The organism is Wolbachia endosymbiont (group A) of Epagoge grotiana, assembly GCF_947251775.1.
In the GTDB taxonomy this organism is placed as follows: Bacteria; Pseudomonadota; Alphaproteobacteria; order Rickettsiales; family Anaplasmataceae; genus Wolbachia; species Wolbachia pipientis.
In genome coordinates this window covers 1,174,297-1,199,938 of record NZ_OX366387.1, presented here as the reverse complement: position 1 = coordinate 1,199,938, position 25,642 = coordinate 1,174,297, and the positions used below count along the sequence as shown (strand labels likewise).

General features: G+C 35.4%; 23 protein-coding genes and 1 tRNA gene. 18 read left to right on the top strand and 6 right to left on the bottom strand.

Annotation, left to right across the window (positions count from 1 at the left end; all coding sequences use genetic code 11):
* Nucleotides 1-35 precede the first annotated feature (35 nt).
* Nucleotides 36-1,140, bottom strand: a protein-coding gene (gene prfB, locus OPR50_RS05575) for a peptide chain release factor 2 (RefSeq protein WP_141456981.1) whose coding sequence is annotated in 2 segments (ribosomal slippage) — nt 36-1,064 and nt 1,066-1,140 — 1,104 coding nt in all. Because the reading frame shifts where the segments join, the coding sequence is not laid out codon by codon here.
* A gap of 153 nt (nt 1,141-1,293) precedes the next feature.
* Between prfB and mgtE the strand changes: the two genes are divergently transcribed.
* A complete protein-coding gene (gene mgtE / locus OPR50_RS05570; RefSeq protein ID WP_265023910.1) occupies nt 1,294-2,664 on the top strand; it encodes a magnesium transporter in 1,371 nt (456 codons plus the stop codon).
* Nucleotides 2,665-2,919: 255 nt separating this feature from the next.
* On the opposite strand, the gene OPR50_RS05565 is transcribed toward mgtE, so the two are convergent.
* The gene (locus tag OPR50_RS05565) at nt 2,920-4,380 is read right to left on the bottom strand and encodes a TrkH family potassium uptake protein (RefSeq protein WP_209472862.1); all 1,461 of its coding nucleotides are present in this window, start codon (nt 4,378-4,380) and stop codon (nt 2,920-2,922) included.
* Between the two features lie 141 nt (nt 4,381-4,521).
* On the opposite strand from OPR50_RS05565, the gene OPR50_RS05560 reads away from it, so the two are divergent.
* Nucleotides 4,522-5,760, top strand: coding sequence for a hypothetical protein (locus OPR50_RS05560; protein ID WP_265023909.1), 1,239 nt, complete (start codon nt 4,522-4,524; stop codon nt 5,758-5,760).
* 79 nt (nt 5,761-5,839) lie between these two features.
* Here the strand turns inward: OPR50_RS05560 and OPR50_RS05555 are convergent, their stop codons facing one another.
* A complete protein-coding gene (locus tag OPR50_RS05555) occupies nt 5,840-6,856 on the bottom strand; it encodes a substrate-binding domain-containing protein (protein WP_265023908.1) in 1,017 nt (338 codons plus the stop codon).
* 140 nt (nt 6,857-6,996) lie between these two features.
* Here OPR50_RS05555 and dcd point away from each other — a divergent pair, with 140 nt between their 5' ends.
* Entirely contained in the window at nt 6,997-7,554 is a 558-nt protein-coding gene (gene dcd / locus OPR50_RS05550; RefSeq protein ID WP_006280485.1) for a dCTP deaminase, read from the top strand.
* Nucleotides 7,555-7,907: 353 nt separating this feature from the next.
* On the top strand, nt 7,908-8,180 hold the full coding sequence (locus OPR50_RS05545) for a hypothetical protein (RefSeq protein WP_265023907.1): 273 nt from the start codon (nt 7,908-7,910) through the stop codon (nt 8,178-8,180).
* Here the strand turns inward: OPR50_RS05545 and OPR50_RS05540 are convergent.
* Nucleotides 8,157-9,482, bottom strand: a complete 1,326-nt coding sequence (locus tag OPR50_RS05540; protein WP_264339118.1) for an IS4 family transposase — start codon at nt 9,480-9,482, stop codon at nt 8,157-8,159. The genes OPR50_RS05545 and OPR50_RS05540 overlap by 24 nt on opposite strands.
* Before the next feature lie 206 nt (nt 9,483-9,688).
* Between OPR50_RS05540 and OPR50_RS05535 the strand changes: the two genes are divergently transcribed.
* The 5 genes from OPR50_RS05535 to OPR50_RS05515 all read left to right on the top strand — a co-directional run bounded on the left by OPR50_RS05535 (nt 9,689) and on the right by OPR50_RS05515 (nt 14,737).
* The gene (locus OPR50_RS05535; RefSeq protein WP_265023906.1) at nt 9,689-10,504 is read left to right on the top strand and encodes a hypothetical protein; all 816 of its coding nucleotides are present in this window, start codon (nt 9,689-9,691) and stop codon (nt 10,502-10,504) included.
* Between the two features lie 183 nt (nt 10,505-10,687).
* A complete protein-coding gene (locus tag OPR50_RS05530; RefSeq protein ID WP_264339590.1) occupies nt 10,688-11,851 on the top strand; it encodes a multidrug effflux MFS transporter in 1,164 nt (387 codons plus the stop codon).
* A 133-nt stretch (nt 11,852-11,984) separates the two neighbouring features.
* Nucleotides 11,985-13,265, top strand: a complete 1,281-nt coding sequence (locus OPR50_RS05525) for an ankyrin repeat domain-containing protein (RefSeq protein ID WP_265023905.1) — start codon at nt 11,985-11,987, stop codon at nt 13,263-13,265.
* Between the two features lie 276 nt (nt 13,266-13,541).
* Complete coding sequence (locus OPR50_RS05520; RefSeq protein WP_265023904.1) at nt 13,542-14,567, top strand: ankyrin repeat domain-containing protein; 1,026 nt, start codon at nt 13,542-13,544, stop codon at nt 14,565-14,567.
* Nucleotides 14,564-14,737, top strand: coding sequence for a hypothetical protein (locus OPR50_RS05515; protein ID WP_265023903.1), 174 nt, complete (start codon nt 14,564-14,566; stop codon nt 14,735-14,737). The genes OPR50_RS05520 and OPR50_RS05515 overlap by 4 nt, the downstream gene beginning before the upstream one ends.
* A 259-nt stretch (nt 14,738-14,996) precedes the next feature.
* On the opposite strand, the gene tkt is transcribed toward OPR50_RS05515, so the two are convergent.
* On the bottom strand, nt 14,997-17,048 hold the full coding sequence (tkt, locus tag OPR50_RS05510) for a transketolase (protein WP_265023902.1): 2,052 nt from the start codon (nt 17,046-17,048) through the stop codon (nt 14,997-14,999).
* A gap of 113 nt (nt 17,049-17,161) precedes the next feature.
* On the opposite strand from tkt, the gene rpsD reads away from it, so the two are divergent.
* The 8 genes from rpsD to OPR50_RS05470 all read left to right on the top strand — a co-directional run bounded on the left by rpsD (nt 17,162) and on the right by OPR50_RS05470 (nt 21,973).
* On the top strand, nt 17,162-17,776 hold the full coding sequence (gene rpsD / locus OPR50_RS05505; RefSeq protein WP_010962555.1) for a 30S ribosomal protein S4: 615 nt from the start codon (nt 17,162-17,164) through the stop codon (nt 17,774-17,776).
* Between the two features lie 9 nt (nt 17,777-17,785).
* Nucleotides 17,786-17,872: transfer RNA gene (locus tag OPR50_RS05500), tRNA-Leu, on the top strand.
* 30 nt (nt 17,873-17,902) lie between these two features.
* Nucleotides 17,903-18,103: a Fe-S cluster assembly protein IscX gene (gene iscX, locus OPR50_RS05495; protein WP_007552114.1), complete on the top strand. Its 201-nt coding sequence runs from the start codon at nt 17,903-17,905 to the stop codon at nt 18,101-18,103.
* 438 nt (nt 18,104-18,541) lie between these two features.
* Complete coding sequence (locus tag OPR50_RS05490; protein WP_010082513.1) at nt 18,542-18,883, top strand: DUF721 domain-containing protein; 342 nt, start codon at nt 18,542-18,544, stop codon at nt 18,881-18,883.
* Between the two features lie 37 nt (nt 18,884-18,920).
* Nucleotides 18,921-19,235 carry a 50S ribosomal protein L28 gene (gene rpmB, locus OPR50_RS05485; protein ID WP_006279619.1) on the top strand — a complete coding sequence of 105 codons (315 nt, stop codon included), beginning with the start codon at nt 18,921-18,923 and terminating at the stop codon, nt 19,233-19,235.
* Nucleotides 19,228-20,091, top strand: a complete 864-nt coding sequence (gene lipA / locus OPR50_RS05480) for a lipoyl synthase (protein WP_264339352.1) — start codon at nt 19,228-19,230, stop codon at nt 20,089-20,091. Before rpmB ends, lipA begins: the two co-directional genes overlap by 8 nt.
* A 53-nt stretch (nt 20,092-20,144) precedes the next feature.
* Nucleotides 20,145-20,861, top strand: a complete 717-nt coding sequence (gene ubiE / locus OPR50_RS05475; RefSeq protein WP_264339354.1) for a bifunctional demethylmenaquinone methyltransferase/2-methoxy-6-polyprenyl-1,4-benzoquinol methylase UbiE — start codon at nt 20,145-20,147, stop codon at nt 20,859-20,861.
* Nucleotides 20,858-21,973 carry an FtsW/RodA/SpoVE family cell cycle protein gene (locus tag OPR50_RS05470; RefSeq protein ID WP_264339356.1) on the top strand — a complete coding sequence of 372 codons (1,116 nt, stop codon included), beginning with the start codon at nt 20,858-20,860 and terminating at the stop codon, nt 21,971-21,973. The genes ubiE and OPR50_RS05470 overlap by 4 nt, the downstream gene beginning before the upstream one ends.
* 281 nt (nt 21,974-22,254) lie before the next feature.
* On the opposite strand, the gene OPR50_RS05465 is transcribed toward OPR50_RS05470, so the two are convergent.
* Complete coding sequence (locus OPR50_RS05465) at nt 22,255-23,118, bottom strand: Rpn family recombination-promoting nuclease/putative transposase (RefSeq protein ID WP_264339357.1); 864 nt, start codon at nt 23,116-23,118, stop codon at nt 22,255-22,257.
* 811 nt (nt 23,119-23,929) lie between these two features.
* Here OPR50_RS05465 and OPR50_RS05460 point away from each other — a divergent pair.
* Complete coding sequence (locus OPR50_RS05460; protein ID WP_264339358.1) at nt 23,930-25,636, top strand: ABC transporter ATP-binding protein; 1,707 nt, start codon at nt 23,930-23,932, stop codon at nt 25,634-25,636.
* The last annotated feature ends 6 nt before the right edge of the window (nt 25,637-25,642 follow it).

Here is a 25,642-nt window from a genome sequence, read left to right as displayed (position 1 = left end):
ATTATCATATATTATGGCAAGAAAGTCAACCCTACCTAATTTTGCTTAGTAAGCACACTAACTATGAAACAATCTATATTACCATCAAAAACAGAATTTATATTGCCCACTTCATGTCCGGTTCTTAAATCCTTCACCATTTGATATGGATGCATAACGTACGATCTGATCTGATTACCCCAGCCTATATCGCATTTTTTACCATACTCTTCAGCCATTTTCTGTTCTTTTTTTTCCAGTTCAATTTGGTATAAACGTCCTTTAAGTAATTTTAACGCCTCATCTTTATTTCTATGTTGAGAACGACCATTTTGGCATTGAACTACAACACCAGTTGGAATATGCGTAATGCGTACTGCACTTTCAGTTTTGTTCACATGCTGACCGCCTGCTCCAGAAGCTCGGTAGGTGTCGATCTTTAGATCCTTTTCATCCACAGCAATATCAATTGAATCTTCGATCACTGGAGTTACTCCTACACTTGCAAAACTGGTATGACGTTTACCATTTGCATCAAATGGCGATATTCTAACCAGCCTGTGAATTCCACTTTCACTTTTTGCCCACCCATAAGCTTTTTCTCCAACGATTTTTATCATTGCAGACTTTATACCAACTGACTCTCCTTCTAATTTTTCTACAACTTCAACTTTAAAGTTGTGATAAATTTCTGCCCACCTTATATACATGCGCATCAGCATTTCAGCCCAATCATTGCTCTCGGTTCCGCCAGCTCCTGAGTGGATTTCTAAAAAGCAGTTATTATTATCTGCTTCACCAGTAAATAAGGACTCTGTTTCTTTATACTTGATTAATTTCTCTAGCTTAGCTAATTCATTTTCAACTTCAGAGAAAAATTCTTCATCATTTTCATCAATAGCAGACTTCATTAAGCTGATGGCATCGTTGTAATCGCTTTCCAGCTTTAAAAACGACTCTACGTCATTCTTAATTTTAGAACGTTCTTTTAAAACTTCTTGTGCTTTTTGGTTATCTTGCCATAGGTCATCATTCGACGCTTGGGAGTCAAGCTCTTCAAGGCGCAACTTTAATTTTTCTATGTCAAAGACACCTCCTGATAAGAGAAATACTTTTATTTAAGCTTTGAAAGTGTTCAAGAATTTCTGGATAAGTTTTCATTATACTTTAGATTTTAATATATTTACTATCAATAACAATAACAGTAAACAAAATAGAAATTTAACCATATGATAGTTAATTTAAATAATTTCATTATACTTTAATGTTTAAGGAAATCAAGCGCGTATATTTATTAAAAAACAAGGTAAAGTAATGAATATTGAAATAAATTCCCATTATGGTTTAGACAAAAAGGCTATTGATGACTTAATAGAGTCACTTGATAACGAGGAGCTAGAGAATGTTCGTAATATTGTAAAAACGATAGACAGTGTTCAGTTAGCTTATTTTTTATCTACTTCGATCAGTGATCACAGGGAGAAATTAGTTAATATCCTCGATCAACATTTGTTAAGTGATGCCCTAGTGCATGTAGTGCCAGATTTACAAATAGAGATCATAGAAACATTGGGAATAGAAAATACAGCAAAGTTACTAATGCTCCTTGATGTAGAAGATATAGTAACCATAGTGAAAGATTTAGATAGAAAGTCTGTAGAAAATATACTTTACTATTTGCCCAGCAAAACTCAGAAATCGGTAGAGGAGTTGCTATCATATCCAGAAGAAAGTGCAGGAAGGTTAATACATAAAGATATGGTTATAGCTCCATATTATTGGACAATAAATCAACTGACAGAATTTGTGTGCAACTATAAAAAAATACCAGAAAAATTTCACCAGATATTCATTATCAACTCAAAATTAGAGCCTATAGGCAGTGTTAATTTAAATAAGGTAATATCTCACTCAGGAGACACAATAATAAAAGAGATAATGGATCATGACATAAAAATCATTAAAACTGGAATAGACCAAGAGGAAGTAGCAAGAATATTTAAAGATTACTCTCTATTATCGGCTCCGGTAGTAAATAAGAATGGTAAAATTATTGGTGTGATCTTAATTGAAGATGTAATAAAAGTTGTTCAACAAGAAACAGAAGAGGATGTACTCAAAATAAGCGGTGTATCTTCTAAAGCCGATATAAATGCCCCTATACATAAAACTATAATTAAAAGGCTACCTTGGTTACTGTTTAACCTCTTAGCTGCAACAATGTGTTCCATAGTAGTTGGCTTTTTCGATGATGTAATAAAAAGTTTTATAGTGCTGCCAATAATCATGCCGATAATTGCATCAATGAGCGGAAATGCAGGATCCCAAACAGTAACGCTAACCATCCGGGCAATCGCAACAAAATATCTAACTGAGCAAAATGCAAAAAGAATACTGATGAAAGAATTTTTAATAGGTCTTATAAACGGGGTGATCTTATCTACTATTTCATTAGTAGTGTTAGCAATAAGGTTTCACAACTTCAAAGTGGAGATGATTTTTGTGGTCTCCATGATTATGATGTCAATTATTGCAACGTTCATCGGAACTTTCATTCCTATAATGCTTCACCGTTTAAAGTCTGACCCTGCCGTTTCTTCTTCAATCCTAACATCGGCAACAACTGATATTCTCTCAGCTTTTATATTTCTTGGTTTAGCTACGATCTTTTTATTAAATAGCTAATACTATCTATAGCTATACCGCCGCGAACCGTCATGCCGCGATTCATTCGCGGTATCTCTTAGCATAGATCCCGCTAACAAGTAGCGGGATGACGAGAAAGGGGCTACTTGGATGACATTCTTCCTGGTGTGCCCAAATCACAATGTTCGTACATCTGTGGATTTATTCGCGGTATAGATTCCGCTAACGAGTAGCGGAATGACGGTTTTTCAAATTGTCGTAAGTCAGTTTAGCTATAATATCAAATTTTACCAACTATTTCTTTCTATTAAATAAGAATAAATTGCCTATACAAAAATAGATTGGCAATATTTCAAGTCTGCCAAGCAGCATTAAAAACGATAGAAATAATTTTACTTCATTACTGAAAGAGGAATAATTACCCGAAGGACCTATTAAATTACTAAATCCCGGGCCAGAGTTTGTAAGCGTTGCAGAGACTGAACTGATGCTAGTTATAAAGTCTGCATTGCTTAAGTAAGACATCACTATTGATGAAATGGTAAACGTTAACATGAAAATTGCAAAAAATATAAAGACAGAGTGAACTTCATCATTCTCCAGGGTTTTTCCATTGAATTTTACTCCATTGTCTGCATCAGGGTTTAATAAAAGGTAAAAGTAATTTCTTATAGACCTTAAAAGAACAATCAAGCGGAAGATTTTGACACCACCACTTGAAGAACCACTACATCCACCAACAAAGGTGAGAAAAAAAGCTAAGACTGAAATGAAACTCCAATCTATATGATTACAGATTGCATAACCAGTTGACGTAATCAAGGAAGTGATGGTAAATGTGCTGCATCTAAATGATAATGACACTCCTAAATCAACATTTTTATACAACCAAAAACAAGCAAATAAAGATGAAACAATAGCTATCTTAAAAAAGTAAGAGACCTGCTCATCATAGCAAATGTCTAACCGTCTTATGATTTTTAAATAGCTAAGAAAAGGCAGAGAACCCAAAATCATAAAAACGATCGTTATGGCTTCTAGTATGGGATTATTATAGTGCCCTATAGAATCATTATAGTTAGCAAATCCACCAGTTGATACAGCAGACATTCCGTGACATATTGCATCAAATAGTGGCATACCAGCTAGATAATAGGAAAATATACATAACAAAATTAAGCCATAATATATTGCCGTAACATGAATCACTACGCTTCGCGTATTCGGCAACTTCCTTTTGGTAGCATCTGAATACTCAGAATAAAGTAAATTATTTAGGCTGAGAACCTTAAACATAGGAAAAACTGCAATTCCTAAAGTAATTACACCAAAACCCCCCATGCCATGTAGCATTGCTCTCCATAGCAGTATTCCTGGAGATTGTTTTTCAATATCATTAAATATAGTTGCTCCTGTGGTTGTGATGCCAGATATCGTTTCAAACAATGCATCAACATAGCTCAGATTATCAAAATAGAAAGGAATAGCTGCAAACAGAGACAAGGCAATCCAGGTGCAACTAGTAATCGCAAAAATTGCTGGCATTCCATGCAATCTACTTAATTTACCGAGTAAAATAAAAATTGCGCCAGATGTGCAGGTAATTATGAATCCAGCGAGGAAATTTTTCCATTCGTAGCTGAGATACTTATTGGTAATAGCAGGAATAAGCATTGCTAAGCTAAACAGCAATAGGAATATTCCCACAATAAATACAATTGAACGCAAATTTTGTAAACGTTGATGATTTTTCATAGAATTACTTCCTCGCTATACAAAGCCATAAAAGCTACTCTAACGTCAAGCATTTTGTTGGCCTTTATTAACAGTTATTAACAGTATGCTTGATTTACTTGTAAATATGTGTGATAATTAAATTTTTATTAGAGGTAAGATATGGTTGAATTAACTAATGCACAAGAAGAAATTCTAGATTCATTAAGACAGGCAGTCTGGAATGGCAATTTTCAGGAAGTCCAGAACGTACTCGACAATAATGAACATAATGATATACAAGCAGTTTTGAGCCACGAGGGGACTTTGACTAGTGACAAAGGTACCATTTTAGATTTTGTTATGTGTTGTAGCATTACAATTAAAGCTCAAGTAGAGATCATTGAACAAATTTGGAAGGAAGCTGATCAAAAAACTCGTGATTTTTTGTGTAATACAGAATACGATCTAGTAGGAGGTGATAGTGTTAACACAATAAATATGCTTAGAGGCCTGCAAGAAAGGACCAACGATTCTAATAACGGACCTGTTCTTGGAAAAGTTATTCAAAAAATAGAAGATCACAAGTGGGTAATGGATCTTGATTCCAACTTACAAGAAGCAATAGAAAACCTTGATATTGATCAAGTTAAAGCAGCATTAGAGAATTGTGGTGAAGATGTAGAAAGGGTTTTAGAGCGAGAGGTATATTGGAGTAGTGGAAGAGTAGATGCCCTTTTAGTTTATCCTCTGAAAGTTGAATATAGTGAAGAATTGAACCAAGAAGATGTGGAAAAGATAAAAGAAAGCTTTAAATTAATGTTTGATGCTGCTTCTCCAGGGCTCCTTGGGTTCGAGCCCAATGGAAATAACTATGTAATGGATAAACTTACATGTGCACAAAAACGTTTTGCTAAAATACCTGGAGTAGGTGAGCAATGCTTTCAAGATTTGATTCAAGAATTTGAGGAAAAACTTAGTAAAAATGAACTAGATAATGCCAAGACTGATGATCAGATAGCATGGGATAAAGAGTATGCGACTCGATTTTCACAAGAAATCAATCAGGATCCGTCTGAGAATGATGATCTTAACTTTATAGATGACACTGATCTAGATCAAAACACCGTAAACTCTGCACCAACTGCAGACAACAAAACCCCAGAAAAAAACGATACAAACTTCTGGAGTGAACACAAAGGGAAGATCGCTCTGGGCGTTGTTGGACTATGCGTAGTTGGTGCTATTGCAGCCTATGTGCTGGCATATCCTGTAGTTGCATTAGTTTTAGAAGTTTTAGCAGTTTCAGCATTGGCTGTACTAGCTTATATTGGAGGAGTTTGTGAGAAATCAGAAAGCCCAAATACGAAAAGCTCGGACCCGGTTGTTTCTGGGGTGTTGCAACAACGCAGAACTGTCTAATTAGTAATCCATTGTCATCCCAGCGCGCCGCGCTGGGTCTGACTACGCTAGAACAAAGAATATAAAAGAAACGTTGCCGTCACGTTATATCATAAACCTTTGCTGAAGCTTTCTTTATATCTTCACTTGAAAGTGGAATTAGACCAAGCCTAGATAGGTACCCATCTTCAATGCTGATCGAATCTATAATTTCTTTTATGAATTCTCTTAATCCATCAACAGTATCCAGGTGTTCTTTCTTTATATAAAGGTATAGAGGTCTTGCTAATATATATTTTCCCGATGATATATTTTCGTAAGTTGGCTCAATTCCTGCAATTGTGCTCCCTTGTATTTTATCTTGATTCCTCATTAAAAAGCTAAAACTAAATATCCCTAAAGCGTTCTTGTTACTTTTCAATTTTTGTATTATTATGTTTTCATTAATTCCAACTTCTATATACCTTCCGTCATCCCTTATATTACCACATGCTTGCTTTCTTTCTTCCTGATCTTTATAATTCTCTTTGAAAATTCTCGAGTTCATGCATGAATATTGATCAAGCATAATAGAATTAACCAAAGTTTCGTATGTGCCTGTATTTTGATGTGGACCATAAATTTCAATTTCTGTTTTTGGTAAGGCTTGATTTACATCAGACCAAAACTTCTTATTATTTTTTACTAATTTATCATTTTCTTGAGAATATGCAGATAAAGTTTCAAATAAGTCCTTCTTTGTGAAATCAAATCTATGGCTTTGATTTGAATTTGCAATGACAACTCCATCATAGCCAATGATGATTTCTATCACTTCATTAATTTTATTCCTTTTACATAGTTCTCTTTCTACTTCCTTCATAGGGCGAGATGAAGTGGTGATGTCTGGAGTGTCTTCCCCTATTCCTGAGCAAAACATTTTGAATCCTGATCCACTTCCTATCGATTCCACAACTGGAGTCTTAAAGGAGAATACACGGTTGAACTCTTCGGCTATAAACGAGATAAAAGGAAAAACAGTTGAAGATCCAACAATTCTGATGTATTTCCTGGCATCAGCATTTGATAGCGGCGTGAATAATAAGAATACAAAAATCAGGAGAAAGTTTCTAAGCATTATTTTTAGTTAAGAACATCAATCTAATTATTATAACAAAAATCAAACTGAAAAGCTTTAATTGCATGACAAAAGCTACAGTTTACATTTAAATTTTATTTTATATTATTGTAAGTATTACACAACTTTAAGGGGCAATTATGGCAGTTATGCCAGATAAATGGATAAGAGAAAAAGCTGAAAATTTTGGAATGATAGAGCCTTTTGTGAATCACAAAAGCAGCAAAGGTGTTATATCTTTCGGACTATCATCTTATGGTTACGATGCAAGAGTGGATAATAAATTTAAAATTTTTACTAACGTTAATTCAGCTATCGTGGACCCTAAAAATTTTTCTGAGAATAGTTTTATAGATAAGGAAACAGATGTATGCATAATTCCACCAAATAGTTTCGTACTTGCAAGTACAGTGGAATATTTTCGTATACCAAGGAATGTACTGGTCATTTGTGTTGGTAAATCAACTTACGCAAGGTGTGGAATTATAGTAAACGTTACTCCCTTAGAACCTGGATGGGAAGGTCATGTCACACTCGAATTCTCAAACACCACTCCGCTTCCTGCGAAAATTTACGCTAATGAAGGCGCATGCCAATTCGTATTTTTAAGCGGCGAAAGTGAATGCGAGAAATCATATGATGATATGAAAGGAAAATATATGAATCAGCATGGTATCACTTTGCCGCTGGTGAAGTGATTGCCATGAGAGTGGTAATTTTTCACTTCCGTACTTTTTCATTGTTGCTTACAATGATTATAGCTACATCATGTGCTTTTCTTAATTAAAAACTTCAATTATTTATTGTAAATTATTGAATTTGCTACTATTTAGTAGCAAATTGTCATCCAAGTGGCTGTAAAATGACAAATTCGTCATTCCGCTACTAGTTAGCGGAATCTATGCTAAGAGATACCGCGAATGAATCGCGGTATGACGGTTCGCGGCGGCATAACGATAAGCTCGTCATCCCGCTGCTTGTTAGCGGGATCTATCCGCTGCGGCATGACGTAGAGCCTACATTAGCTATAGAAACAAAAAGGAGGATCATTATGTCTACAATAATTTTATCATCAATTTTTGGTCAAGCAGGCAGCATTTTTGGGCCAATTGGCCAGATTATCGGCTCAGAACTCGGTGCTCTTCTTGGTGCGCAGCTTGATGGTGCGATGTTTGGCCTTGATGCCGAGCAAAAAGTAACGCATGGTGCGAGGCTAAAAAATCTGCAAGTTCAAACCTCAACCTATGGCAGAACAATTCCAATTATCTATGGCACTGCTCGTGTTGCCATACGCGTCAAGTTAAGAGATTGTGAGCAAATTTAGAGAGGTTAAAGTGGATACTCTAGCCCTTCTACGTTTGTCTTTTAATGAAAATCGCGACCAAGTTATAGTGAGTTTTTTAAGAAATGCTTTTAAACTATTAATTTTGGTTAATACTAAAAATAACTCTCTAACCCGCCTTTTTAGCTCAATAAATGCCTTTGTTAAGCTAAGTTCTGTATTCTTTTTCACTTCTGTGCAACCAACTATGCCGTGAAATATAAGAATTGCGCACAATTTAGCATATAGTTCACATAATACTCTGCATGGCTTTCCTTTTAGCTTATCAAGCCTGATATGGCTTTTATACAATTTAAATAATAACTCAATTTGCCACCTTACTCTGTAAATCGTTAATACTTGCTCAGCACTAATTTTATTTTCTGGAACATTAGTTATAAATATTGACCAGTTCAACAATTTTTGATTTCTTTTAGAGGATGTATATCCCTGCGATCTTGCTAATCTATTAGCTTTCCTTCTTCTGGCCATAGACTGTTCTTCAGTTAGTTTCTGACATATAATTCTTACTCTAATTTTTGCTTCTTTTCCTAACAATACCTCGTTTTCTAAAAATAACTTATCCTCTAAACATTCTAATAACTCCATTTTTTGATTTGTTTCTACATCATATATGTTGGTATCGGATTTATAACGACTTATGAAATAAGCTCCTATTTCATTGATTTGTTTAAAAGAACTTGGCACAAAATAACCGAGATCAGATATTAGCAAATCATTGCTTAATATATTACTTAAATGTTTCCTATATCCCTGGTCTGATCTTACCCCCTCCGTTAAATTAAGTTGGTCTATTATCTGATTCATGTAGTCGAAAACTAATTGTAACTTTATTCCAGACTTAGTATTGCTTTCATAGCCACTGTAGCTAGTACCATAACCTTTATACATCTCTTCCATACTGTTAGGTAGAGTAATATAGCTACTGTCCAATAATTTAACACTATTAAATTGCTGTAAGATTTTGCAATCAACTTGCAAGATATTTTTAAAGAGAATCACAGATTCATTATACATCCTTTTCATAAATTCCACTGCTTCTTCAGTAAATCTAAAATCCAAACCTTGTTTTGTTATATCTATCGAGTCCTCGTTTAGTAATTGACACATTGTTTCTACGCTACAATTATCAACTCCTATATTACCCAAGACCATGGCTTTTACGAATGATGAACCTTTTAGCTTTCTCTTTCTTTTTATAAACCTTGTTGTAATTGAGATTTTCTCTGCTTTTTCATTAAAAAATTCTTTGAGCTTTTTTGATAAGCAAGTTATTTTATTCATTGGTTCTCTCACTAAAAGTATATCTGGGAGAACTTATACCTTATTATTCTATCTCTTTCATACCTTTATTTCCTTAACTTGACGCGTATGCTTACGGTGACTCGCTGGAAAATACGGAAGTGAAAGTGATAAATTCATTTAGTAATTGAAATTTAATAAAGTAAGTGCTAGAATTAATATACAGGTATTAATGGTAGAGATATAACATGTCAAAGGAAATGGTCAATGCGTTGAAAGCTGAAGTGAAGAAGCTCAAATATGCTGATTTCAAAGCTAACACTTGGGACGAAGTAATTTCTGGTGAGGGAACATATAAGGATCTTAATAGAACACACGGCCTTGCTATTAACGGACAAAAAATAACTAACGAATTTATTAACAATCTGTATTCAAACCATAAAAATCTAATTCTACGGGATGAAAACGGAAAAGGGAATTATCGTCCATTTCTCAGACAAATTTTTACAGAAATGTTTAAACACGTTGGTGCAACAATTCCCAATAACTCTATTATTGAGGAGTTAATAAATAACTATTATCAGGGCGGATATACTCATTTTCTTCCTAATGATATGAATCAAGCTCTTGGATCTTTTCATTTGTCAACGCAAGGCAACTGTATGACAAGAGAGTATATTATGGATTGTCGTGAACCCAATTGTATAAAGTTTAGTTTTAGCATGAAATATACAAAAATGCTTAACTATGATGATTATACATATATCGAAACACCAGGTTTTTGCAGTTCAGCGGAGTTTAAACTGAAATGTGAAGATAAAAATGTAACATATGAAGATGGTAAAGTACTTCTTACCATTCCTAAAGAGCTAAAAAACTACAAAGTAAGTGGTAAGAATTTGTTTGATGTTATTGTTGAATATTTTCAGAAGCTTTGCGAAAAATTGGGCTTTAAATTTGAGACAAAAGTGGAACATAGCCTTGGTGAACCACTAAAGGTAGTAAGTGAGGCAAATGCATCTTCTGTTGAAGACTTAAAGCTTAAAGTGAATAATCAAAGGTAAGATATTGAAATTCGTGCTTTTCATGATTTTAGCTTAAGATTTCAGTGTCCGCTACTCGAATGACATCGTTTACTATGTAACATTGTACTTATACTAATGAAAAAAATACATTATAATTAAGTATATTTACCAATAAATCATTAAGTGAAAACAGCTCTTTCGCAAAATATCATCTCTCTTATTATGATATTGTCTGTAGCAATTGTCGATATGGCAACTGACCTATACTCAGTTGCACTACCAAGCATTGCCAATTATTTTAAAGTAGAAGGCAGTGTAGTGCAGCTTACAATTAGCTTGAATCTAGTTGGATTTGCGGTGTCTGGATTAATTTATGGTCCATTATCGGACCATTATGGTAGGCGTCCAATGATGCTGATTGGTATGACAATTTTTACTTTGGCAAGTGTCATGTGTTATATAGCCGACAGCATTGCGCTCTTGATACTAATTCGCTTCATACAAGGAACAGGGGCTGGTGTTGCAGGTGTTGTTGGGTATGCAGCAATAAGGGATATGTACTCGGGTAGTGAATACTCGAGAGTCATTTCAAAATTAAATATGGTTGTGGCACTCTCACCTGGAATAGCTCCAGTGGTGGGCAGTTATATAATTTCACATGGGTATCATTGGAAATTTTTGTTTTTTATTATATCACTTGCAGCAATTGCTATACTTATTTTTATCTACTTTAAGTTACAAGAAACACTCACTGTAAATAAAAATGAAACCAGTATAACTAACATAACTACTAATATCTTCAAGCAATATATATCAATATTTAGAAATTATCGTTTCCTTGGGTTTTCAGCCATTCATGGATTAACTTTCATGTGGCTTTGGGCATACATTGCTAACTACCCGTTCATATTTGAATCGATGGGCATTGAAGTACAGTATTTTGGCTACCTCATATCGATCATAGTCATATTCTACATAATTGGAACTTTAATTAATAGAAGGTATGTACCAAAAGTAGGGGTTAGCAAAATGCTAATAATAGGTTTGGTGTTACCGATAATATCCGATAGTTTATTGGTATATTTTTATTTCGCGGACAAGTTGAATATATTAATTCTTCAAGTCGCCTGGATTCCAGCCAATATCGGACTTGCATTAATAATAAGCAATAACGTAACTTCTGCTTTAGAAACGATCAAAGGTATAGGGCTTGGTAGTGCAGTTCTCTCATTCTGCAATATGATGTTTGGGGCTATTGGAATATATATAGTAGGAAAATTTTTTCGCTATGGTATTTTACCAAATTTACTATTAACAATAGCATGCTCTACAATTGCAATTCTTATGTACAGCCAGCTCAAATGTACTGAAAAACACAGGGAATAACCATTATTTGCGTGATCCAGAGCTCATGGGTTATTAATGACTTTATCATGATAATATAATTTTACAGGGGGTGAGAGCTCATAGATTATTAACGGCTTTATTATAACAATATAGTTTTACAAAGAGGTGTAGGATGAGTAGTTCACAAAGTAGAGATAATTTTTTTAAGGCTGTTGAAAGAGGTGATATTGATGCAGTAAACCGTCTAATAAGTGAAGGAGCAGATGTTAATGCAGTAGATGTACATAACAACACTCTTTTACATTATGCTGCTGGAAATGGCTATGCAGAGATAGTAAAAGATCTATTGGATAATGGGGCAAATGTTAATGCAGTAGGATTTGCAAATATGACTCCTCTACATCGAGCTGCTGAAGAGGGCCGTAAAGAGGTAGTAGAAGTTTTACTAAATAATAGGGCAAATGTTAATGCAATAGATGAACATAACAGCACTCCTTTACATAGGGCTGCTGAAGAGGGCCATCAAGAAGTAGTAGAAGCCCTACTGAAAGTAAATGGGATCGATGTTAATGCACAAGATAAATATGAAGGTACTCCTTTACATTTTGCTGCTGCACATGGCCATAAAGAGGTAGTAGAAGCCCTATTGGACAAAGGGGCAAGTGTTAATATAACAGATCAAAATGGAAAGACTCCTTTACATCGGGCTGCTGAAAATGGCCATGCAGAGATAGTAAAAGATCTATTGGAAAAAGGGGCAAATGTTAATGCAAAAGATGAAGGGGAAAATACTCCCTTAAATTTAGCCGGTGATGACGGAATAAAAACTCTATTGCAACCCGCAGAAGAATCTGATGATGCTAGTCCAGTATTGCAAAATGATGAAGAAGAAAGCCAAGTTCCACAAAATGCTGCTTTATTTGAGGCTGTTAAAAGAGGTGATATTGATGGATTAAAGCGTCTAATAAGTGAAGGAGCAGATGTTAATGCTTTAGATGGAAACAGATTTACTCCTTTACGGCATGCTATTGTCAAAGGAGACAAAGATATGGTCTCGCTTTTAATTGATAACAAAGCAGATGTTAATGCACAGTCTGAAAATGGACGCGCTCTTTTACATGTTGCTGTTGAAAAAGCCAACAAAACGCAACCACTCGATACAAGTATAATAGAAGCTCTATTAGAAGCAAAAGGGATCAATGTTAATATAGCAAATGAAAATGGAAGGACTGCTTTACATGAAGCTGCTAAAAGTTACGATAAGAAAATAGTAACAGTTCTATTAGAAGCAAAAGGAATTTGTGTTACTCCACTAGATAATACTGACAGCATTCCTTTAAAGCTTGCCTCTCAACAAGGCAGGCAACATATAGTAAAAATTCTAGAAGAAACGCAAAAGGATATCGAAGCTTTGTATTCAGCCGTTCAAAGTGATAATTATAAGGAAGTTTAAATTCTATTAAGTAAAAAAGTAAACGTTAATTCAATAGACAGCAATGGAAAAACTCCTTTACATGAAGCTGCTGCAAGCTTACTATTACCCACAAATATAAATGTTTGTTGCATAGCTCTTAATGGCATAACTTTTGCTTGAAATAACTGTTTATATGGTGCAATTTACAGCTTTTAGTTGCTAAAATTATAACTCTTAGTTTAATAATTTTAATCTAATAAGCTTTCAGGTTAATAAAATTAAATTATTTGAGTAAATACAATACTATGTTTTTATTTGTGGGTAATAGTAAGTGCTGCAAGTGGCCATAAAGAAATAGTAGACGCCCTAATAAAAGCAGGAGCAGATGTTAATATAGCAGATAAAGAAGGAATGGTTCCTTTATTTGAAGCTGCTGCAAGTGGCCATAAAGAAATAGTAGACGCCCTAATAAAAGCAGGAGCAGATGTTAATATAGCAGATAAAAATGGAATGGTTCCTTTGTTTAAAGCTGCTTTCTATGGTCATAAAGATGCAACTGAAGTTTTATTAAATAGTGGAGCAAAGGTTGATACAGTAATGGAATCACTTCTTCAGAGTATGATGGAATATAATTACAATAGTAGCCATAAAGATATAGTTAAAGCTTTATTAAACAAGGGAGCAAATGCTGATGCAGTAGATTCATATGGACATACTCTTTTGCATTGGGCTGCTAGAGAAGGTTATACGGATATAGCAGAACTTTTATTAGAAAAAGGAGCGAATGTTAATATACAAGATAACGATCTATGGACTCCTTTACATTTTACTACAAAAAATAAAATGTTTATGGGTTATGCATATCGTCCAGCAAACGCCTCTGCGGAAACAGTAAAATTCTTAATAGAAAAAGGAGCAGATGTTAATATAGAAAATGAAGATGGAAATACTCCTTTCAAATTAGCCACTGATGAAGGAATAAAAACTCTATTGCAACCAGCAGAAAAATCTGATGATGGTTCAGCGGGTGGATCATCGACAGATAGTGAAGGGGGTCAAGAGGAAGAAAAACGAGTAGGTGATGATACTGAACTACAATCAGATAATAGCAAAGAAGGGGAAAAAACCAGCACCACCAGTGCAGAACAAGGAACTGGTGTAAGCAACGGTAGTCAACCTACTGGATCTACACAAAATAAGGGAGGACAAACCAGCACCACCAGTGCAGAACAAGGAACTGATGTACAAGACAACGATGTAGGTCCTGTTGCTTCCACAGAACCTGCACAAACAGAAGAACAGCCGAGCTCTTTTTTGGTAGTTTGTTTAGTATACTTATGAAGCCTTTTTCATTAGTTGCATCATTTTTTGGTGGTTTTTTTTCATGGTTGTTTGGGTCTGACGAAGAAAAGTCTGACACACAACCTTATGATGATTCTTCTTCACCTGGGGTCGATCAATCAGTTGAACAAAATAATGGTGATCATAATGACCAGAGCAATGTGATTTGATAGTGATCTTCTACCGGAAAAGGTGTCATCCCAGTGCTTGACACTGGGATCTCATTTTACTTTATGATGATGTCATGAAAGTAGCTGACATTGGGATCCAGAAGACTTAATTTCAACCAAATAATAAAGGCTAGATCCCAGTGTCACGCACTGGGATGACAAAAAAAGGAGCACTGGAATGACACCATCTTGGATGGAAATAACGTCACGCGCTGGAATGACAAAGAAGAGTGGGCTTTCATATGGTTATGCAAGAAGTCTACTGAATATAAACCAGTTTCTCACACACACATTTTACTACGTGATCAGCACTGATATTAAAATGCTCATAGAGTGTTTTATAAGGTGCTGATTCTCCGAAGCTTTTCATGCCAATAAATATACCGTTTGAACCTATGTATTTATGCCAACCCATTTCACTTCCGGCTTCAATTGCAACTTTAATGCTGTCATTATTTAATATTGCCGCTTTATATTCATCGCTTTGCTCGTCAAAAAGCCTCCAGCATGGCATAGAAACAATCCTTGTACCTATACCCTTTTCCTGCAATTTCTCCCTTGCTTCAACTGCAATTTCAACCTCGGACCCCGTAGCAAATATCGTCACTTTTAATTCTTTTGAACATTCACACAAAATATATGTACCAAACTTCGATAAATTAGCAGATTGATCGATATCAGAGTAGAACTTGCGCATGTAACTTACGTTTTGCCTTGAGAGCGCAAACAGTGCAGGTGATTCTTTTTTTTCGAGTGCAATGCTAACACACTCTAGAGTTTCAACTGCATCGGCTGGCCTAAAAACATATAGATTTGGTATAGCACGCAAAGAGGCTAAATGCTCTATTGGCTGATGAGTTGGGCCATCTTCTCCCACTCCAATTGAGTCGTGAGTCATGACATACATAACCTGCTGCTTCATCAGAGCTGAAAGACGTATAGCAGGACGACAATAGTCGGAAAATACCAAAAAAGTGCCGCCATAAGGAAGAATCGCGCCGTGAAGTGCCATACCATTCATACAAGCTGCCATAGCGTGCTCTCTCACTCCATAGTGGACATAAGAGCCACTATAATTATTGCTATTTATTACCTGCATGTGCTTATATTTAGTGCAATTTGACCCAGTAAGATCAGCAGAACCGCCGATTAATTCCGGCATAGACTCAGTTAAAAGTTCCATTACTCTGCCGAAAGAAGATCGAGTAGCTTCGTTTGGCATTAGCTCACATATTTGTTTCTTCAGGTCAGCTAAAACACCAGCGATATTATCTGGTAGATGTTTATCTAACCGTCTTTGAAGTTCTGCATGATACCCTGTCATCCCAGCATTCTCTTCTGTCATCCCAGTGCTTGACACTGGGATCCATTCTTTTTCTTCTTTCCTGGTCACGCGCTGGAATGACATCATGTAGTTTTGTTTTGCTCTCTCAACAGTTTTCTTCCAGGCATTTTTCACATCTTCTGGTACATGGAATGGTTCATAATTCCAGTTTAATTTCTCTCTCATCTGTTTTATGTCTTCCTCCGAAAAAGCACCACTGTGAGCAGAGGATGTGCCAGCACGGCTTGAAAATTTTCCGATAATAGTTTTGCAGCAGATCATTGTAGGTTTATCAGACTTTTTTGCTTGCTCTATTGCAAGGGATATGGCATCAAAATCATGGCCATCAATTTTGTCAACATTCCATCCATACGCTAAGAAGCGTTTCTCTACATCTTCAGAACAGGAAAGGCAAGTAGCGCCATCTATAGAAATATCATTATCATCAAAAAGAGCTATAAGCTTATTCAATTTAAGATGCCCAGCAAGTGATGCTGCTTCATGGCTTATTCCTTCCATAAGACAGCCATCCCCTAGCATCACGTAAGTGTAGTGATTAATTAAGCTATCTCCAAATTGTTCTTTAAGAATCGATTCAGCAAGTGCCATGCCAACAGCAGTGGCAAACCCCTGACCGAGCGGGCCTGTTGTTGCCTCTACTCCGGAAGTCAAGCCAAACTCTGGATGACCTGGGGTCTTGGATCTCATTTGCCTAAAGTTTTTTAGCTCATCTATACCGATATAACCTGTCAAATATAATATTGAATATAGTAACATTGACCCATGACCGTTTGATAAAACAAAGCGATCTCTATTGAACCATTTAGAATCATCAGGATTATGATTCAGATATTTAGCAAACAAAACAGTTGCAACATCTGCCATGCCAAGTGGCATACCTGGGTGTCCAGAGTTTGCTTTTTGTACTGCATCAATTGATAAAAAACGGATGGCGTTTGCCATAGATTTTAAATGTGAATGATTCATGTGTTAATAGAAAAACTTAAAAATGAAGTATAAAAGATTATATCAGCAAAAACAAGTTGACACTGAGTGCTAAAATCCTTAATAATCTAAAGTTAAATCGTGAGAGTTTTTATATGACAACTGTTATCACTAGAAAGTATAGGATTAGCCGTAGACTTGGTGTAAATTTATGGGGTAGAGCTAAAGACCCAGTAAACAAAAGGAAATACCCTCCAGGTCAACATGGTATTCTTGGATTCAAGAAGTTATCCGACTTTGGTAAGCAGTTTGCTGCGCATAAGAAATTTAAGTTTTACTATGCGATTTCAAGTAAGCAGCTCAGACGTACATTTTTAGATGCTTATAACAGAAAGGGTTATACGGCTGATAATTTTATCGGTATCTTAGAATCGAGATTAAGTTCTGTTTTATACCACTCTGGTCTTGTTCCAACAATTTACTCAGCAAAGCAGCTCATATCTCACAAGCACGTTACAGTTAATGATAAGGTGGTTAACATATCGAGTTATCGAGTGAAGCCAGGTGATATAATAAAAATAAGAGAAAGGGCAGCAAAAATCCCTGTAGTAGTAGAGGCTGAACAAAAACAAGAGCGCAAGGCTCCGGATTATTTAGAAGCAGATAGTAAAGAGCATTCAGTGAAGTATTTGAGGTCACCTCAATATTCTGAGGTTCCTTATTCAGCAGACATGGAAGTCAATTTAGTAGTAGAGTTTTACTCTAGATAGATAAAAAAAGCCCGTGTGGCGGAATCGGTAGACGCAGCGGACTTAAAATCCGTGGGTTTTGCGACCTTGGGAGTTCAAGTCTCCCCATGGGCACCAATTTAACTTAGCAGATAAATACAAAAAAGTATGAAATGGCTTGATATAGAAGATATTGTGGAAGCTCTGGAGGAAAAATTTCCAAATGAGAATATAATTAGTATCAGATTCACTGAGCTTAAAAAAAAGGTCTTGAGTTTAGAGGAATTTGATGATGATGAAAAACGCTGTAACGAAAAAATACTCGAAGCTATTCAAGCAGCTTGGATTGAGGAAAGATTAACCGCATAGCAATAAACCATACGCAAACGTGATTTCTATTACAATTTGCATATTGATTATGCTATTTTTTGGATCTAGCCTGGCAAGTTAATAATAATTTAACTAATTACAATTAAAACAGCTATAAGGTTAATTATGAGGCAAAACAAAAATTTTTGAATGGAACGATCTTGACAAGTGCTACGTTGAGATAAGTTTTGCATAAAAATACTGCTTTTACGGTGTGAGGCTAGAGGTTTGTAAAGCAGTTAGCAGGTTGTCATCTAAGTAGCGTGACCAGAGCTAGATTCCGCGAACACGCCGCGGAATGACGACTATGCAATATGCGTTGCGGAGTGACGATTATGGTCATACCGTCACGGTATCTCACAAACATGTAGCAGTAATGACAAAATCTCAAGTTATATGTATACTTTTATATTATCTACCTACTAAAAAAACAGAAAAATGCTCAAACGTAGCGGTCCAAAAAAATTAAAGTCTATAATTGAAAACTATGCATTAAAATGCATGAAAAATAAGATTAGTAAAAATGAAATACGTCTTATTTTAAACTGGCGAAATATAGTAGGGAAAGAAATAGCAGAGTGTACAAAACCGAAAAAGATCTCATATGCACAGAATATAAATTCGGGTGTGTTGCATCTGGTAGTAACAAATGGCAGCAAAGCATTGGAAATTCAGCATATGATTTCTCTTATAATAGAAAAAATTACGATATTTTTTGGTTATAAAGCAGTATATGGTATAAAAATTAAGCAAGAGAGTATTGACTATTTGACTATATAAGGTAATCTAAGTACATAGAATAATTTGGTATATTGAAGTGAGTAGAGTTTGTGAATTAACAAATAGAAAAAAATCTTTTGGTAATAAGGTATCACATTCGAATCGTAAAACAAAGCGTACCTTTCTTTTAAATTTACATAAGGTTACGTTAACAAGTGATATATTGAATAAAAAGTTTAGATTTCGTGTGGCAACAAGAACTTTGAGAACTATAGATTACAAAGGTGATTTAGATGCTTTTTTGCTCAACACAAGAACGATTAAACTAAGTGAGAAAGCGCAGAAGATAAAAAGAAGGTTGAAAAAAGTTTTAGTAAAGCAAGAGGTAGAGTTAGCAGTTTCAGATGCATAGTAAGCCTCCATGGCTGAGAGCAAAAGCTCCGACCGGTGAAGTATTCAATGAGACCTTAAACATCGTTAAACTGCATAACTTGCATACAGTGTGCGAAGAGGCTGCATGTCCAAATATTGGTGAATGTTGGAATAAACGTCATGCTACTGTGATGATTCTTGGTTCTGTTTGCACTCGTGCTTGTGCATTTTGCAACGTTGCAACTGGCATTCCTGATAAACTAGACCCTCATGAGCCAGAAAATTTAGCAAAAGCGATAAAAAAGTTAAACTTAAAACATGTTGTCATTACTTCCGTTGATCGTGATGATTTGCCAGATGGTGGCGCAAATCAGTTTATACAGTGCATAGAAGAAATTAGAAAGATAACTTCAGAAACAACAATAGAGATTTTAACTCCTGATTTTTTAAATAAGAAAGGAGCATTTGAAGCAATCGCTGTTGCATCACCTGATGTCTATAACCACAATATTGAAACAGTGCCGAGATTGTATGCAAAAATAAGACCACGAGCTCGCTATTTTCATTCACTATATTTGCTGAAGATGGTAAAGCAGATTAATCCTAAAGTTTTCACAAAGTCGGGGCTTATGGTTGGTCTTGGAGAAACAAAAGAGGAAATATTTCAGGTTATGGACGATTTGCGCAGTGCTGAGGTTGATTTTATTACAATTGGTCAATATCTACAACCAACTCCAAAACATGCAAAACTTGATAGATATGTTACCCCAGAAGAGTTTGAGCATTATAAATATATCGCTTACTCCAAAGGGTTCCTAGTGGTTGCATCAAGCCCACTAACTCGGTCATCATACCACGCTGAAGAAGATTTTAACAGGCTCAAGGCCTGTCGTTGACATTTGTATTAATTCAAATTAATTTTTACTAATTATAAAGGAGTTTTTACGTAATGTCTACTATAAAAATCGAGAAGAAATCACAATTAGTTAAAGAGGTATTCGACTCCGTGGCAAATCGCTATGACACCATGAATGATATAATGAGCCTCGGAATGCACAGATTATGGAAAGATAGGATGGTAAATAGTGTGCATTTTACAAAAAACTCTAAGGTTTTAGATGTTGCTGGAGGAACTGGAGATATAGCAATAAGAGTAGTAAGAAAAGAGCCAAGTGCTAAGGTTACAGTATGCGATATAAATCAAAACATGCTAAGCAGAGGACGTGATAAAGCTATAAATTCAAACCAAATTAATTTTGATTGGGTATGTGCGAACGCAGAAAGTTTACCATTTGAAGACTCCGAATTTGATTATTGCACAATAGCTTTTGGCATTCGAAATGTTTCTGACCGTAAGAAGGCTTTAAATGAGGCGCACAGGGTATTAAAACCACATGGAAAATTTATCTGCTTAGAATTTGCCCCTATGCACTATCAAAATGAGATATTTACCAAACTTTATGACTTATATTCATTTAAAGTAATTCCTAAAATTGGCAGCATAGTTGCTAAAGACAAGAGTTCTTATGAATATTTAGTGAAGAGCATCAGAGAATTTCCAACTCAGGCTGATTTTAAAATGGAGATTGAAGAGGTAGGTTTTAAGAATGTTGAGTTTCATAATATGAGCTATGGAATAGTGGCATTACACATTGGAACAAAATGAATATTAAACTCTGGTATAGAACGCTGGATTATTATCTCATCCTTCCAGTGTTTTTTTTGCTCACTATAAGCTTCATTCTTGTTTATTCAGCAAGCCCTGTAATTGCGCAGCGTCTTTCTTTACCACAAGATTATTTTATACGGCGTCACACAATTTATATAGTCCTGTCACTAATTACCTTGGTGACATTTTCTTTTCTCAACACAAGAACTATACTTAACCTCTCGTTCGCAGGTTTCATTTTATTTACTATTCTAGTAGCAATTGCGATAATACTTGGTATAGAGGTAAAAGGTGCGAAACGATGGTTACATATTGTCAAAATTTCAGTTCAACCATCTGAGTTCGTAAGGCCATTTTTTTCTGTTGTTATAGCTAGTATCTTGGCCAGCGAAATGAAGTTTAAAATACACATATCAATCATAATATTTCTGTTAGTTTTTGTGTTGTTACTTTTGCAACCTGATTTCAGTATGTCTATGCTTTTAACATATTCTTTTATCGGTCAAATGTTTATTGCATGTATACCATTTTTATACTTTCTATGCATAATAGGAATGGCCACAACTGGAACTACAATAGCTTACTTATGCCTCCCACATATAAAGCAAAGGATTTACAATTTTGTCTTTTTTACGCAGCGCGATAACTTTCAAGTCACAAAATCATTAGAAGCATTCAAAAGAGGTCAATTAACTGGAGTTGGGCCTGGTGAAGGTAGCGTAAAAGCCTCTCTTCCTGATTGCCATACAGATTTTGTGTTTTCTGTTTTAGCAGAAGAATTTGGTTTGATTACGTGCTTAGCCACATTGATGTTATTTGGCATCATTTCCGCCCGCTTGCTTTACATTGCATATAGGGAAAATGAATTATTTAATCTGTTGGTGATTCTCGGTATCTCAATTCAATTCATCACACAATTCATAATAAACATAGGGGTAACATTGAGTGTTTTTCCAACCACCGGCATAACCCTGCCGTTACTTAGCTATGGTGGTTCTTCTCTTTTATCTTCGAGCATCGCACTTGGCATAATGCTGTCTTTCAGTAGAAACCAAGCTATCGCATTAAAGTTTCGTGAGCGTGTTATGCTTGGAAGGTATATGGACTAAACTTGTACCGCTCACAACTATTATTGGTATCCCTCCAAAATGGGTATCTGTTCAGATGAGTGGCAAAATAAGGTAGACGAGAAAAGCAACTATAGGAACAAATGGGTGTCATGCAAGTAGCTGACACTGGGATGACAAAAAAAGGAGCACTGGAATTTTTGTTTCAGCATTAGCCATGCATCTGAACAGATACCAGAAAATACTCCACTGACATGCTGAACAACAAATACATCACTATGTCGTTTATCACAAAAACTTATATTTTTCGTAACCATTCACACTTAATTCTGCAATTCTTTGATCTCACTCATAGAAAGACCAGTAGTTTGAGCTATAATATTAAAAGAAACACCTGCTTTAAGTAGATTCTTTGCGACTTCAATTTCCCTCTCTTTTCTACCTTCCTCTTTAGCAAGATCAAGTCTGTATTCAAGAATGGCTTCTTCTTTGCGCAGATCCATTATTCTTTCTTCATAAGTTATTAGATCTTTTTCATTCCAGTGAAACTTATCTAATTCATCATATGCTAGCTTTATTATTGGTGATTTTTCCGCAATTTTTCTGAGATCTTCGTCCGTTGTTTCATCTGCATATTTGAAAAAAAATAGCCAACGGTCTACTACACTTTCTAGTTGTTCTTCTCTACTCTTAGGAAATTTTGGCAGCTCTATGAAGATAAATTGAAAATCTTTTAAGTCATGCTCATTGGTTTTTTCATCTCTTATGGTATGGCTAGATATATAGTCAAGCTTATCAGGGAATAAGGTACAATTTGAAATCGCGATAAAGAAAATCTTCTTTAAATCAACGTATTTACCAGATTTATCAGCTTGTCTTGAGTAAGCCTTAGCAGCATAAAGTTGTGCGCGTTTTTCAAAGCCTTTATCACGAGCGAGCTGCATCTCAATTATATACCTGTTCCCACTAGAATCTCTGCAAAGAACATCAACAATGCTTTGTTTATCAGAAGCAATTTCAGGGTCCATAATGGTGCTTAAGAATTCTACTTCTTGTATAGTGTTGACTTCAGTACATCCTAAAATATCGTTTAAAAAATGGATAAGAATATTCTTATTTTTTTCAGTGCCAAAGATTTTCTTAAATGTTAAATCTAACTTTGGATCGAGAAATTTAGAAAGAGCCATAGTAAAAATACTGAGAAAAGATTAATAATTATACACTATTATTAACAACTATTCAACCATATTTTTAAGTATAGCTATACCGCCGTGGCGCTAACACGTAGCGGGATGACGAGGTTATCGTCACGCCGCCACGAACCGTCATACCGCCGCGGTATCTCTTAACATAGATCCCTTACTTAACCGTCATACCTTAACATAGATCCCGCTAACACGTAGCGGGATGATGATTGTCGTTTAGCCATAAATACTTAAGAAATTTACCAAACGAAAAAAAAGGCAAAAGAAGCCCTAGTCATTGTCTATTTTCAGTATTGGCGTTTTTTAAGTCTTAAACACTGCAATTTAGCTGCTTTTAAATGCAACTCACCTTAGTTTAAATGTTTAAGAAATTTACTAAGCAGAAAAAAAGGCAAAAGAAACCCCGTGTTAGCTAGTTGTCACTCTCTAATCCTGCAAATTGGCGTACTATACTGTCTTAAACGACTTATAAGCGCGTTTCAGCTTATATAGGTAAAAACCTAGAAATGTTGTGAAGACATAAGGTGCACATAGTGCAAAAAATTAAAAATAAGACGCCAACTACGTTGTTTTCTTGCTGTTTAATCTGCACAGATGAAGATAACTGAATACCTTCAATACCATGATAAGAGGACTGGCGGAGTTTGTCAAGCAAGTTTTTCGTTTCTGCGGGCTACTACCCTTTCTTGGTGGACTATAACAGCTGCAGAACCTAAATTGCTTCATACTACACCTTTCCCCTTTCCCCTGAAACTAAAATCTATATACTTAACTTTAGAAACTTTAAAATAAGATGCGATCTAATATTAGGCAGTTATTTTACTATATAAAGCCTAATCTATCCTATTTTGTCATAGCTTTTATTGCAGTTTTATTTTCAGCCTTAACGATCCTCCTCTTTGGCAGAGGCTTAAGCAATATAATTGATTCTGGCACAGAGCACGATTTTACTACCAAACTATTAGTTGCAATACTTATAGTTTTAGCCATTTCTCTCACTGCATTTACTCGGTTATATTTCATTGGCATTGGCAGCGAGAAAGTTATCGCAAGAATCAGATATGACTTATATAGCAGTATCACTAACTTGCAACCAAGTTTCTTTGAGAACACAGGCGTACAAGATGTTATCTCAGCGTTAATTACTGATACCTCTGTGCTGCAATCAATAATAAACAGCAGCTTACTAACCATATTACGAAATTTTGTGATTCTGATTGGCAGTGTTGCTATGTTATTATATACAAATATACAACTAACTGCGTATGCAGCCGCAATAATACCTATACTACTCATTATCATGACCTCACTTGGAAAAAAAGTGCGTAGCTATGCACGCTTTGCTCAGGATAAATTAAGTGAGCTTGCGTCATTTAGTGAGGAAAATTTTAGATCTATAGTGACTATCAAATCGTTTGTACTCGAGGAAAACGAAAAAATCCGTTTTAAGGAACATTTAAACTCAGTATCAAAATCATACGTAAAATTAGTACTCTTGCGTGCTATTTTAGTAACTCTAGTTATCACGTGTGTGATAGGTTCACTAGTTGTTTTGCTCTTTTTTGGTATTAAAGAAGTCTTAAGCAATAATATAACTATTGGAGAACTCTCCTCATTTGTGTTTTATTCAGCGCTTGCGGCAGGAGCTATAAATAATTTGAGCGATAATATCAGTGATTTACAACGAGGTCTTGGAATAGTAGAGCGTTTATTTGAATTTAAAAATATGAAAAGCTCTATAGCAGATCCCGATGATCCTATAAAAATTTGTAGTGTTCAAAAGGGAATTTCGTTTAATGGTGTAACATTTTTTTATGCTGATAAGCCAGCATTAGATAACGTATCATTTTCTATAGAGGCAGGTCAAGCAGTATCAATTGTTGGACCATCTGGCAGTGGTAAAAGCACCATTTTAAAGCTTCTGCTCCGTTTTCATGATCCAAACAAAGGTAGCATTACTATCGATGGGCACAACATTAAGTCAATTGCGCTAAATGACCTCAGATCGTTGTTTGGCTTAGTGCCACAAGATCACATGATATTCTCTTGCTCAATAATGGAAAATATACTATATTGCAAACCAGGTGCCGAATATGAGGAAGTAAAGCAAGCAGCCATCAGCGCTTATGCAATGGAATTTATTGATAAGCTGCCTGATAAATTTGATACATTTGTAGGAAAAAGAGGATTAAAACTTTCTGAAGGACAAAAACAACGTATTGTAATAGCAAGGGCCATACTCAACAATCCTCAGGTTTTAATACTGGATGAAGCAACCTCTGCCCTTGATTACAAAAGTGAGAACCTCGTGCAAAAAGCATTGAGCAAGTTAATGCAAAACAGAACAACAATCGTAATTACACACAGGCTATCAACCGCACTCAAGACTGACAAGATTATAGTAATTAATCATGGAAAAGTAGAAGAAGTAGGAACTCATGACTCTCTAATGAGTAAAGACGGGCTGTATGCAAAACTGGCGAAGATACAGTGGAATTGAAAGAAA